13 protein-coding genes are annotated in these 13,041 nt (G+C 41.8%); 11 read left to right on the top strand and 2 right to left on the bottom strand.

The window, feature by feature from the left end; all coding sequences use genetic code 11:
• Window positions 1-8 precede the first annotated feature (8 nt).
• Entirely contained in the window at window positions 9-1,520 is a 1,512-nt protein-coding gene (gene cysS / locus CWD77_RS07115; protein ID WP_101072976.1) for a cysteine--tRNA ligase, read from the top strand.
• The gene (yidD, locus tag CWD77_RS07110; protein WP_338063799.1) at window positions 1,477-1,770 is read left to right on the top strand and encodes a membrane protein insertion efficiency factor YidD; all 294 of its coding nucleotides are present in this window, start codon (window positions 1,477-1,479) and stop codon (window positions 1,768-1,770) included. The genes cysS and yidD overlap by 44 nt, the downstream gene beginning before the upstream one ends.
• 60 nt (window positions 1,771-1,830) lie before the next feature.
• Here the strand turns inward: yidD and CWD77_RS07105 are convergent, their stop codons facing one another.
• Together CWD77_RS07105 and CWD77_RS07100 are read right to left on the bottom strand one after the other, a co-directional pair.
• Complete coding sequence (locus CWD77_RS07105) at window positions 1,831-2,508, bottom strand: hypothetical protein (protein WP_101072784.1); 678 nt, start codon at window positions 2,506-2,508, stop codon at window positions 1,831-1,833.
• 122 nt (window positions 2,509-2,630) lie between these two features.
• On the bottom strand, window positions 2,631-4,094 hold the full coding sequence (locus CWD77_RS07100) for an NADP-dependent isocitrate dehydrogenase (RefSeq protein WP_101072974.1): 1,464 nt from the start codon (window positions 4,092-4,094) through the stop codon (window positions 2,631-2,633).
• A 98-nt stretch (window positions 4,095-4,192) separates the two neighbouring features.
• Here CWD77_RS07100 and CWD77_RS07095 point away from each other — a divergent pair, with 98 nt between their 5' ends.
• From CWD77_RS07095 to CWD77_RS07055, 9 genes are all read left to right on the top strand, one after another.
• Window positions 4,193-5,095, top strand: coding sequence for a LysR family transcriptional regulator (locus CWD77_RS07095; RefSeq protein WP_101072783.1), 903 nt, complete (start codon window positions 4,193-4,195; stop codon window positions 5,093-5,095).
• Window positions 5,096-5,201: 106 nt separating this feature from the next.
• Window positions 5,202-6,158, top strand: coding sequence for a sodium-dependent bicarbonate transport family permease (locus CWD77_RS07090; protein ID WP_101072782.1), 957 nt, complete (start codon window positions 5,202-5,204; stop codon window positions 6,156-6,158).
• Window position 6,159: 1 nt separating this feature from the next.
• Window positions 6,160-6,462, top strand: coding sequence for a DUF3240 family protein (locus CWD77_RS07085; RefSeq protein WP_101072781.1), 303 nt, complete (start codon window positions 6,160-6,162; stop codon window positions 6,460-6,462).
• A gap of 92 nt (window positions 6,463-6,554) precedes the next feature.
• Window positions 6,555-7,454, top strand: a complete 900-nt coding sequence (locus CWD77_RS07080; protein ID WP_240596694.1) for a pseudouridine synthase — start codon at window positions 6,555-6,557, stop codon at window positions 7,452-7,454.
• Complete coding sequence (locus tag CWD77_RS07075; RefSeq protein WP_101072780.1) at window positions 7,451-8,326, top strand: alpha/beta hydrolase family protein; 876 nt, start codon at window positions 7,451-7,453, stop codon at window positions 8,324-8,326. The genes CWD77_RS07080 and CWD77_RS07075 overlap by 4 nt, the downstream gene beginning before the upstream one ends.
• Before the next feature lie 23 nt (window positions 8,327-8,349).
• Window positions 8,350-9,516, top strand: a complete 1,167-nt coding sequence (locus tag CWD77_RS07070) for a tetratricopeptide repeat protein (RefSeq protein WP_165779095.1) — start codon at window positions 8,350-8,352, stop codon at window positions 9,514-9,516.
• Window positions 9,517-9,610: 94 nt separating this feature from the next.
• Window positions 9,611-10,387, top strand: coding sequence for a PhzF family phenazine biosynthesis protein (locus CWD77_RS07065; protein WP_101072778.1), 777 nt, complete (start codon window positions 9,611-9,613; stop codon window positions 10,385-10,387).
• On the top strand, window positions 10,388-11,191 hold the full coding sequence (locus tag CWD77_RS07060; protein WP_101072777.1) for a sulfite exporter TauE/SafE family protein: 804 nt from the start codon (window positions 10,388-10,390) through the stop codon (window positions 11,189-11,191).
• A 182-nt stretch (window positions 11,192-11,373) separates the two neighbouring features.
• Window positions 11,374-13,032 carry a histidine kinase dimerization/phosphoacceptor domain -containing protein gene (locus CWD77_RS07055; RefSeq protein ID WP_101072776.1) on the top strand — a complete coding sequence of 553 codons (1,659 nt, stop codon included), beginning with the start codon at window positions 11,374-11,376 and terminating at the stop codon, window positions 13,030-13,032.
• Window positions 13,033-13,041: the final 9 nt, after the last annotated feature.

The following is a 13,041-nucleotide window of genomic DNA, read 5'->3' as shown; positions in this document are numbered from 1 at the left end:
ATATTACAATGGCACAAAAGGAGCAATCAAATCTGCATCTGTACAACAGTTTATCCCGAAAAAAGGAGCTGTTTGAACCTATTAATCCTCCTTTTGTCGGGTTGTACGTTTGCGGACCCACAGTATACGGCGACCCGCATTTGGGGCATGCACGTGCAGCGATTACGTTCGATGTAGTTTATCGATACCTCAAGTATCTGGGATATAAAGTGAGGTATGTTCGCAATATTACGGATGTGGGACACCTGGAGAATGAAGAGGCTGAACAGGGTGAGGATAAAATTGCCAAAAAGGCTAGGTTAGAAGAGATTGAACCGATGGAGGTGGTACAGACCTATACCATTCGCTATCACGAAGGGATGACGGCTTTGAACTGTATTCGTCCAAGTATCGAACCGACTGCATCGGGACATATCATTGAACAGATAGAACTGATCGAGAAAATACTGGATAATGGGTTAGCCTATGAGGTAAACGGAAGCGTCTATTTTGATCTCGAGAAGTACAGAGAGAGCAATGACTATGGAACACTTTCCGGTAAAGTATTAGAGGATCTTCAGTCCGGCAGCAGAGATACGGAAGGGATGGATGAAAAGAAAAGTCCGCACGATTTTGCGCTTTGGAAAAAAGCGACTCCGGAGCATATCATGAGATGGCGTTCACCGTGGAGTGTTGGTTTCCCTGGGTGGCATCTGGAGTGTACAACCATGAGTACTAAGTATCTGGGCGAGAAATTTGATATCCATGGAGGAGGGCTTGACTTACAGTTTCCACATCATGAAGCAGAGATTGCGCAGTGCCGGGGGGCTCACGGACACGATCCGGTGAACTACTGGATGCATAACAATATGGTGACAATAGATGGCGCCAAAATGAGTAAGAGCGCGGGAAATTTTATCAATCTGGAGCAGCTATTTAATGGAGAGCACGAAAAGCTGGAGAAAGCGTACGATCCCATGGTAGTTCGCTTTTTGATGTTGCAGAGTCACTATCGAAGTAAAATTGATTTTTCCAATGAGGCACTTGCTGCAGCCGAAAAAGGCTATCACAGGTTGATGAACTCAATGGATCTGTTAAACAAAATGGAGCCGCCAAAGAATGGTACCGACGGTAAAATTGATCAAGAAATTTTAGATGCCTGCAAGCGTTGTCATTCATCCATGGACGATGATTTTAATACCGCATTGGCACTGGCTGCTCTATTTGATTTAAGCAGTAAGGTGAACGCCCTGCATAACGGACAGATTGATAAATCTGAAATATCCCTAACAGCTTTTACCACTCTCTCTAAAACAATGAATGAGTTCGTTTATCAAGTGATGGGGTTAAAGGCTGCTCAATCATCCGATAGTGGCCGAACTGACGAATTGGTACAATTGCTGATTGAAATTCGTGCTGAAGCAAGAGAAAAGAAAGATTTTGCAACTTCAGATAAGATCCGTGATGATCTGCTTGAAATAGGCATCCGCTTAAAAGATGATAAAAGCGGAAATACCACCTACGAAATTGATGCTTCATAATATTAAAAAAGCGATTAAATGGGTTCTGATTGGTCTAATTAAACTATATCAGGCTATTTTATCACCATTTCTTGGGCCCAGCTGCAGGCATATGCCTACTTGTTCATCGTACACAATTGAAGCGATTGAAGAGTGGGGTGCGCTGAAAGGTTTTTGGCTGGGACTGAAACGTATTTCGAGATGTCATCCATGGGGAACTTCCGGATATGATCCGGTTCCGAAAAAAAAGAACGAAGAGGGAGAAAGCTAAAATTTCATTTTTAGCTTTTTAGCAGGTTTTCTTTTGAACTTTTCGATGATCCGTAAATAGTTAAAACCAATCGATATCCCTGATATCGAAAAGATCATCTTCGGATGGGTCGGTATTGATCAATATCCCGCCAATAGCAAGTAGCGGTTTTCCTTCCAAACAGGAAGTACAGGACGTTATAATCTCTGTGATTTCATGTTTAATCTCATCATAAGTAATTTCAGTAGCGGTTATGACGGGATTCTCGGATCTGGAAACCTTGTCCCAATGTTTCCGAAGTAGATTTTTCACCTCCTCTTGTTGATAATCATACTGTGGTGTTTGCTGCTCATCATCATCATTTTTTAGGCTTTTAAGCGCCCCGATAATAGAGCCGCAACTGGAAGTATTCAGTCTCTGGCCGGCACGGTGTACCTTGCCAATTTCTCCTTCCTGAGAAATTCCAACATGTGGGCCATAAATGATCAGAGCACCTCCACTATCAGGAATGTGGCTTGAAAAAGCTTTAAACCCGGTTTTACCGGCAAAAGGAATACCTGAAATGCCTCCCAGAATAAATGGTCCGAAGGTTTCAAAATTTTCGTCTAACCGATGAAGGCTCTGATTAACTTCATCACTGCAAACCGAGGTTGCCCATAATGTATTTTTTGAGTTTAGATTTTTCTCGGAGAGCTTTTCTGATACAATGTTCTGGAGGTGGGAAATGGATACTGCGTTGGGATAAAAGTTGTCTGCCATCTTTACTTATTAATGAATAACTAGACTTCAAATTTAATCAAATCTTTAGTCAGTTTCATGGAACTGAAAGTGGAAATCGATCCTGTATCAAAAGAGATGGCAGACTAATTGTTAACTACCAGTTATGACTCACCCTGTCCGGATGAGAAGGCCGGTTCATTGTCGAATAGATAGAGGTTTTCAGTTTTGATGATATCAACGGCATGCTTTGTCAATCTTTTTTGGAGATCAACAACTTTAAACTGAGTTGTTTTGCCATTTTTAGATTTAAACCTGCATCGCCAGTGGTCAGTGCAAAATGTTTCCGGGTTAGCATTAGGCCATACTTTCGTACCTCGATTTGTAATCATCGTCAGCTCAAATTCGTTACCAACTACACCTTTAAGCCTTTGCGCTAGTAAATTGACATTATCCGGTTCCCAATAAACAAAAACATCCACTCCTGAAAGAGTTCTCTTTTGAGTTGCCGAAGGCCTGTTTTCAGATCTGCTGATTTTTAATTCCGGCATCTTAACTTTAACGTCCCCTGATGTGGAAACACTGGCAAGGGTAACCGGTTTTTGGTCTAATCTGTCAATAACAGCCTGAGTAAATTCCTGTGTTGTTACTTTCTTTTTACTCTCAGCACTATAAATATCCGGTGTGTGTACTCCATCTTCAAGAGTTCTAAGCCAGGCATTATGAATATTATCAGCTTGAGAAAACCGGCCAATATGTCTTAGCATCATTACTGCGGCCTGAATAAGCGCTGATGGATTTGCAATATTTTGGCCGGCAATGTCCGGCGCTGACCCGTGAATGGCTTCAAACATAGCTGTTTTTGTTCCAATGTTAGCTGACCCTACCATGCCCACTGATCCGGAAATCTGTGCTGTAATGTCTGATACAATATCCCCATATAAGTTTGGCATCACCACCACGTCAAACTTTTCGGGAGTGTCTGCAAGCCTGGCTGTTCCAATATCAATGATTAAATTTTCAGACTCGATGTCGGGATACTCTTGGGCAACTGTTTTAAACACATCGTGAAACAGACCATCTGTCAATTTCATAATGTTGTCTTTTGTGAAACAGGTTATTTTGCGTCGGCCATTCGATTTCGCATACTCAAATGCGTAACGGACAATTCTTTCTGTGCCGGGAAGGGTGATTAATTTCAGGCATTGATACACTTCATATGTTTGCCTGTGCTCAATACCTCCGTAGGTGTCCTCTTCATTTTCACGAATAACTACAACATCCATATCCGGATGTTTGGTTTTAACAAATGGATGATATGCCCTGCAAGGCCTCACATTTGCAAATAGACCGAGTGTTTTTCGTAAAGTAACATTTAGGCTTTTCACACCGCCTCCCTGGGGAGTAGTAATGGGGGCTTTGAGTAGAACATTATTCTTTGAGATGATATCCCAGTTTTGATCTTCAATGCCCGATTTTATGCCTTTTCTGTAAACCTTTTCACCAATCTCAATTGATTCGTAATCTAAATTGGCATTAGCAGCATCCAGAATTTTTAAGGTAGCCTCCATTATTTCAGGGCCAATACCGTCTCCGTGTGCAACAGTAATTGTTTTTGTCGTGCTCATTATTTTTTGTTCGATTGTTAGATTTGCGGTGAAAAAATAGAGTGCTTTTTTCATAAATAATAATTAACATAAATGATAATAATCATAATCTATTGTTTATGTCTTACACGCTTCACCAGTTGGACGTTTTTGCATCCGTGGCAAAAAATCGGAGCTTCACCAAAGCGGCAAAAGAGTTATTTATGAGTCAACCGGCCGTTTCAATACAGGTGAAAAAATTACAGGAGCATTTCGAAATTGACCTTGTTGAGGTTATTGGCAAACAGCTCCATTTGACCGAGGCAGGCATTGAACTCTACAACTCGCATAAGAAAATCACAAATGAGCTAAAAAATTTAGATATGGCTCTAACGGAGTTGAAAGGGGTGATGAAAGGTAAATTGAGTATTGTGGCAGTATCGACGGCAAAATATTTCATGCCGTATATTCTTGGAGAGTTTAGAAATGAGTTTCCGCAAGTTCAAATCTCATTAAAAGTAACAGATAGAATTGAGGTTACATCTCTACTAAAAGAAAATAGTTGCGATCTGGCTGTTTTTTCTCAGCTCCCCGATGAAATGTCTCTTGAGTATGTCGAATTTCTGTCAAATCCTTTGGTGCTGGCAGCCTCACCTAAACATGATATTGCCAACAAAAAAAATATTCAATGGAAAGAGCTCGAAGAGTTTGATTTTTTGATTCGTGAAACTGGATCCGGAACACGGTTGGTAATGGAAAACCTGTTTAATCAGGAAAATATTAACCCAGAAATTGTGATGGAGCTGAGTACTAACGAAGCTGTAAAACAGGCAATTATGGCAGGAATCGGAATCTCATTAGTTTCGCGATACAGCCTGATAAACGAAGAAAAGATGGGCAAAATTTCCGTGCTCGACGTCGAAGGACTGCCCTATGTAAATAACTGGAAATTGGTATATCCCAAAGGTAAAAAACTGAGCCCGGTGGCCAGAAGTTTTATACAATTCTCAAAAACGAAAGATATCCACGCAATCATAGGTTAGATATGTTATATCTTCATTTTACACGGGAGATCACAAATCACTTAATATTTCCTGTTATTTTATTTAGATTCGACTCTTTTGAAATTAAAATAACTACTGACTGTTAATGGAATCTCTGCTATCAAATTTCACATCACCTATTGTGATGGCTTTTGTTTTGGGAATTATTGCAAAAGTCGTAAAAAGTGATTTAGAATTTCCCCAACCTATTTACAAGGCATTATCGATTTATTTGCTGCTAGCGATCGGTTTAAAAGGAGGGGTAGAACTTAGTACAACGGCATTTTCGGATTTTATCTGGCCGGTTGTAGCAACAATTGCCTTAGGTATTATAACTCCGCTTATAGCTTTTGCAGTTTTGAGATATATGGGTAAGTTCGATATCTCAAATGCGGCCGGAATCGCTGCTCACTACGGATCTGTATCGGCCGTAACCTTCATTGCCGCCATTAGTTATGCCGAAAGTTTAGGGGAATCACCGGAAGGTTTTCTTCCCGCTTTGGTGGCACTTTTAGAGGTTCCGGGTATTATTGTAGCTTTGATGATACCTCAAATTATCAATTCAGGATCCGGATCTATTAAAAAAGCACTTCATGAAGTGGTTACCGGAAGTAGTATTATCTTACTTTTGGGAGGATTGGTTATTGGGTATCTTGCCGGTCCGGTTAGTTTTGAGCCGGTGGCCCCATTTTTTGTGGGTGGTTTTCAAGGGGCTTTAGTACTGTTTCTATTAGAATTGGGAATGATTACAGCTCGCAGGCTCGGAGATCTGAAGAAAGCGGGATTATTCTTGTTGGGATTTGGTATAGTGGTACCTATCCTATTTGGAATTTTAGCAATCATTGTAGGCCTTTGGTCGGGCTTAAGCATAGCCGGCAGTTCTGTTTTTGCTGCAATGGTTTCAAGCGGAAGCTACATTGCTGCGCCGGCTGCTGTCAGAATTGCGTTACCAAAAGCAAGTCCTACGCTTTACCTTACAGCATCACTTGGAATAACTTTTCCTTTTAACATTACCCTGGGTATTCCACTTTACTACTTAATCGCAACTTGGTTTGGAGGTTAATATGAAGTTAACAGAACTGTTTCTGGTTACAATTGTAACGGAGAGAATTTTAAGAGATGATTTAGTAGATCTGATCAGGGATAATGGTGGCAAAGGATATACAATTACCGATGTTGAAGGGGAAGGATCACGTGGAACACGAGTAAGTGACTTTGAGGGTAAAAATGTTAAAATCGAGACTGTGGTAAGTAGAGAAGTGGGTAATAAAATTATTGATCAAATTGCTGAGCACTATTTCGAAAACTATGCAGTTATCGTATATGCGAACCCAGTGAAAGTAGTCAGAGGAGATAAGTATATTTAGCACATAACCGTTTTCACACAATTAGATTGTCATAAAAATACATTCAAGTCTAAGAGATTTTTAGATGCAGATTAATTTATAATTAGAGCAAAATGAAGAAGAAACGTCCATCAAGACCCGATAAAAAAAGCCGAGATTCAAATCGGGACACGAACCGTAACAGAAAGCCTAGAAAACCACGCAAGGCCCAAAAAGCCGATTCTTCCCCGGAAATGTCGAATCGCGCCAATCAGGGAAAATACCTGAGGGATGAGATTCGGCTGAATAAATACATAGCACACGCCGGATTCTGTTCCAGAAGAGATGCTGATGAATATATCGAAAATGGTAAAGTGAAGATCAACGGTAAAGTGGTAACTGAGCTGGGGACAAAAGTTTCTACGGACGACAAAATAGAAGTAGAAGGCCAGAGAGTATCACTTGAACCTTTTGTTTACATTCTCCTGAATAAAGGAAAAGATACCATCAGCACTACGGATGATGAGAAAGATCGAAATACCGTACTGGATGCAGTAGAAGATGCCACAGGATATCGTGTGTACCCGGTAGGCCGCTTAGACAGGAATACCATGGGGCTTATTATACTGACCAATGATGGTGATCTGGCTCATCGCCTGATGCATCCAAGCTATCAGGTAAAGAAAACCTACGAAGTAGAAAGCGACCGGATACTGACAGATGATGAGTTGACGCAGATGGTTAATGGAATTGAGCTGGAGGATGGTTTTATCAAACCGCATCAGATCAAAAGAAGTAACTATAAACCTAACATTATAACCATCACGGTATTTGAGGGAAGAAATCACCTGATCCGCAGAATGATTTCATTTTTTGGAGCGGATGTAGTTAGACTGAAACGAATCAGATATGCCGGCTTGAATGATAAAGACATGAGAATTGGTCGCTGGCGATATTTGAAACAGAAAGAGATTAATGACCTTCGAAGACTGGTTAAGCTGGATACGCTCGACTTTAACAGAGAGGGAGCGTGAAAACGAACAGCGTGATAAAAGAATCGGGATCTATACCATCCAGTGAAAATCTGCCGATTTACTACGATCTTTACACGCCCTCAGTATCGGTGGCTACAGTGCAGCCGCTTATCATATTTGTACACGGTTTCAAGGGATTTAAGGACTGGGGCGCATTTCCTGATGCATGCGAGGAACTTTCGAGAGCCGGGTTTGCTGTACTAGCTATGAATTTTTCCCTGAACGGAGTGGGAGAGAACATGCTCGATTTCGATCAGTTAGATCTCTTTGAAAGAGAGACTCTGAGTCAGGATTTGGACGACATAGGACGAGTTATTGAAGCCGTAAAAAGTAAAGAGATTGCATCGGATAAAGCACAGCTCGATTCTGATCGGATGGGGATTTTCGGGCACTCACGCGGCGGGCATACAGCTATAGCTGCAGCTGCAGAGTACAGCGAAATTATGAGTCTTGTAACTTGGAGTGCAGTTGCCGATTACAATGCGCGCTGGAGTGATCAGATGATAGAGGATTGGAAAAGCCGTGGATATACGGAGATTAAAAATTCTCGCACTAATCAAATCATGAAAATTGGTAAGGTGGTGTACGAAGATGCACTGGCAAATGCCGACAGATTGATGGCTATCAAGAGGGTGGAGGAAATTCACATTCCTGCGCTATTTATCGCGGGCAAAGAGGATGAAGCTGTTCCTTTCAGCGACTCCGAGAAGTTGTATCGTGCATGTCCATCGGATGAGAAGGAAGTACGCTTAATAGAAAAAGCAGGCCATACGTTTAATGTATCGCATCCGTTTGAAGAAGAGAACTTTCCGGATGCATTTAATGAAGCGCTGGATTTAACAGAAGGGTGGTTTTTAGAGACCCTTAAATAGCTGTAACGATCTTCTCTATGCGTATGAATTGTCGCCACTGTTTTGTAGCCGTGACCTTCCTCCTGGTTGGGATAAGTCCACATATAATAGAGGCACAGACTCCCATCTTAATTGAAAATGAAGAATTTAAAGGGGATGCCCAGACTGCAATTGATTCCCTTTATAATCGGAACCCCGATAGTGCAAGAGAGATTTTAAATCCATGGATGGAGCAGTTCCCCGACCATCCGCTCTGGACTTTGTGGAACGGGATGGAGCTCTGGTGGTCGGTTTTAAACGACCTGCACAATGAGCAGTATGATGATGAATTTTTTCATGTGATGAGGCGGGCAGATTATGAAGCTTCTCAACTTCTTCGAAACCATCGGGATCATCCCGATGCGCTAATTATCCGGGCAATTGCCAATGGATACACTGCGCGTCACCACTCAAATCGAGAAGAGTGGCTTACCGCCGCAAATATTGGAAGAAGGGCTTATCAGGCCTACTCCCGGCTTATGGAAGTTTTACCATCACTGCCTGATAACGATTTTGCAGAAGGAATGAAGCGATACTACGCTGCTTATATACCCGAGAATTATCCTGCTGTCAGGGCTGTATCCTGGTTCTTGCCGGATGGTAATCGAGAGGAGGGCCTGGAGCTTCTGCAAGTTGCCTCTGAAGAGGGAGTTTTTGCAAGACCGGAAGCGACCTATTTTTTAGGCAACATACTGTTAAACTATGAAGGTGATTATGAAAAGGCACTTCTCTATTTCAGACAACTGGTGGATCAATATCCGAGTAACAGCTATTTCCGCCGACTTTATGTACGAACATTACACGAGTTGAAACGGTATGAGGAGCTCATTGTTTTTTCTACGGAATCGATTGAGTACATGAATGATGACTCCCTCCCGGAAAACATGATTTTACTCGAAGAGATTTACTATTGGAAGGGAATTTCTCAATATCAGACAGGTGATATGCAGAATGCCATTGAATCGTTTACTCAATCTTACCGGATTGGCCAGCAACTGCCAAATCCAGATAAGCGCCCCATTCAGGCACTTTCAGCATATCATGCGGGCAGAACGAGCGAAAGACTGAATGATGTGTCACAAGCTGAACACTTTTATGAAATTGTGTTAAATCATGATAATAGCGAAGAGGCTAAAAAACGGGCAAAAAAACGTTTAGAGGCACTTCAGTAGGGGATTTTGGCAATCTGAATGTAAAATTCCAAAGGATCTGTTAAATGGATTACTCAGATCAATTTTGTACATTTTCTAAAAAATTAGTCTACAGATGAAAATTTTTCAGATTGACGCCTTTACAGATCAAGTATTTTCCGGTAACCCTGCAGCCGTTGTTCCGCTTGAAAAATGGCCGGGTGTTGATACAATGCAGGCCATAGCGTCAGAAAATAACTTATCAGAAACAGCATTTTATACTCCTGAGAGTGATGGGTCTTTTAAAATACGTTGGTTTACACCCACTACCGAAGTGGACCTGTGCGGACATGCTACACTCGCAACAGCTCACGTTCTGTTTAATCATCAGGGGTTTAAAGAGAAAACAATTCGGTTTGCGTCAAAAAGTGGTTTACTAACTGTAGAAAAAAGAGAGGGACTCTATTGGATGAATTTCCCTTCTCAGCCTCCTAAACCAATTCCGGTTCCTAAACTTATACCGGATGCCCTCGGTACCATTCCGATCTATACCGGTATGAATGTGGATCTCCTGATTTTGGTGAACGATGAGGAGACGGTAGCCAAAATGAAGCCGGACCTGCTGATTCTGGAAAGGATGGAAGCGAGGGGGATTATTGTAACTGCACCCGGAGAAAACGAAGATTTTGTAAGCCGGTTTTTTGCACCTGCCGTTGGAGTGCCCGAAGACCCGGTGACAGGCTCCGCACATACCGTACTCACTCCATTTTGGGCAAAACGTTTATCTAAGAACAATTTGAAAGCCCGGCAACTGTCTAAACGAGGCGGTGCAATTCAGTGTAAAATGTTAGGTGACAGAGTTGAAATTGGGGGTTCAGCTGTGACCTATATGACTGGTAAAATAGAGCTGTAAATGTTTATTCTACTACTGCTACTGGGTTTGGTTGCCGGTGTGATGGCCGGTTTTTTTGGAGTAGGCGGCGGATTGCTATTCTCTCCAATTCTATTCTTTCTATTTACATCATTGGGAGTAAGTTCTCCTGTATCCTGGACAGTAGGTAGCTCACTTTTCTGTACGTTTACGGCTGCGGTAAGCAGTAGTATTCAGCAGAAGAACAATAAAAATTCCTATTGGAGAGAGGGAATTATTATCGGGTTGTTCGGTTCTCTGGGCGTCTATTTTGGTAAAGAAATCGTTACGAGCAGTTATTACACAGAAGATGTCTTTGTTTCATTTTTTGTAATTCTGTTGGTCTTTGTATCCATTCTGTTTTACAGAAGAAGTAAGTCTAATGTAACTCTTCAGCTGAAAGCAAAAAAAACAGGGTGGTTAAAGCAGTTGGGAGCCGGGGGTTTGGGAGGATTGATAGCTGCCCTTGCAGGTGTGGGTGGAGGCATTGTACTTGTTCCCATTATGAACCTGTGGTACCGTTTATCCATTGCGAAAGCGGTGAGTATCTCCTCGCTGGCCATTGTATTGATTTCACTTTCCGGATGGTTACAATATGCATTGGCCTCAAATGCTCCTGAAGGAATCACATCATTTACCCTGGGTTATGTAGATTTTGGGACAAGCTTGCCACTTGTGATGGGAGCATTCGTAGGCGGATTTTTTGGAGTGAAGCTAAATAAAAAAGCCTCGGCCGACAGGGTACAGTTGGGTTTTTCAATTCTGGTCATTGCCATCGCCATATCTATGATTGCTAAGCTTATTTGATAGCCCTTTTTTTGCCGACCCATCTCATATAGGTCTGTACAGCAAGCTTTTACGTTACCTCCTTCAAGCCAGATTTTTAGTTGGGCTGTAAAATTAGAATTTTCGAGACCCTCATTAGGGAAAGAGAATTAATCTCTATATTAGAACATTCTAATATTACGTAATTAAGATTAAGGGACCACATGGATGTACAGAGACCGGAAAATGAGAACCGTTATTGGAGTCCGCTTGCATTGGATCAGTTACTGGGCAAGCTCCAGGAGAACAAATTAAAAGTAATCATTTCCATTTTAGGGTGGGTCGTATTAATCGGACTCTCCATCTATTCTGTATTGGCTATGGTTCCGGAAAGCTGGGTTTCTGCCAATGTTGATCAAGTCAACATCATCAAATTCTTTCTAATCTATCCTCCGTTAATTATTGGGTCCCTTTTACTTTTTTGGATGGGTTTTGAATGGGGATTTATCCCAGTATTTCTTTCTTCCTTTGTGATCGCTTTTTCTACTCAAATGCCTATCCAGTGGTCTCTGCTGTTTGCTTTTTCATTTGTACTGGGGCTCGGTATTTACGCCCTTGCTTACCATTGTGTACCGGTTTCAATTGATTTAAGAAGTATAAAGAGCGTTGCCTTTTTTACAGTTGTGTCACTTGTTGCTGCAATGGCCAGTTCGCTGGGTTCATTTGTGTGGAGTTTGGATCAGGGATTGAATGCAGTTTTGACTGTAAAAATTTGGAACGGGTGGTGGACCGGCGCATTTTTTCAATCAATTCTGATAGTGGGTCCCTTACTATTTCTTTTCTCACCATTCGTACTGCGACACCGCAACAAACTGATGAAAGCAGCACCCAAAGAGCAGGTAACGCTCGGTTGGATTTATGGTGCAATTTCTTCTGTGGTAGTGGTAGTTTTGATGTTTGTAGTGGGAGGAAGAATTTTAGGAAACCGGGGTATAGCTGAAGCCGTAGTGAATTCTGAAACCATAGCCGTGGAAAAAATATTCCTGGCAACGGAATCCTATCAGCTGATATTCTGGATATCTATTGGAATAATTCTGACAGTTGGACTAACCGGAATTTATCTCGTCTCGTCCTGGAATAACAGCCTCAGTGATGAAGTTGATAAACAGACATCAGCATTAAAGAAACGGGAGAAAGATCTTAAAAAAGCTCTCTCTGAAAGAGACCTGCTGCTAAACGAAATTCACGGACGGGTTCAGAACAATCTTGGGATTATACTTGCACTTTTTGAACTGCAGCTGAAACGGACCGGTGATGAATCTATGGTTGAAACCCTGAGAGGGTCAAAATCCAGGATTCGGGCTATTTCACTTCTGCACGAACTACTCTCTCAGTCTGGAAATCATAACTCTTTGAATCTTAAGTCATACGTCATCAAACTGTCGAACAGGTTAGAGCAGGATTACAGACATGAAAGTACAGGAGCGGATATCTCACTCTATGCCGGTGACCTGCTGATGGATCTGGAGCGTGCAGTACCGGTCTGTATGGTAATCAATGAAATACTAAGCCAGGTGTACGAACACGTTCATGTATCAGATGTAGAAGGCGTTATCAGTATTGATCTCTATGCTGATGATGAGCAGTTCTATATTGTGGTACGCGAAAATGGACAGCTTCCACCTTATCTTTTTGATTGGGAGAACAAAACGGAATTGAGCATGAAACTGGTTCGTTCTTTAACCAAGCAGATCAAGGGAGAAATGATTCTGGATGATCAGAAAAACTCCATAGCGATCCTGTTTCCAATTCACCCTTTGGAAGCTACTAATGCTGCAAGTCCGGAACTGAAGAAGCAGAAAGTAGAAACTGAGACATCATAAATCTCCGGG

The sequence above is a fragment of the Rhodohalobacter barkolensis genome (assembly GCF_002834295.1).
Lineage (GTDB): Bacteria > Bacteroidota > Rhodothermia > Balneolales > Balneolaceae > Rhodohalobacter > Rhodohalobacter barkolensis.
This window is presented reverse-complemented; position numbering and strand designations above follow the sequence as displayed.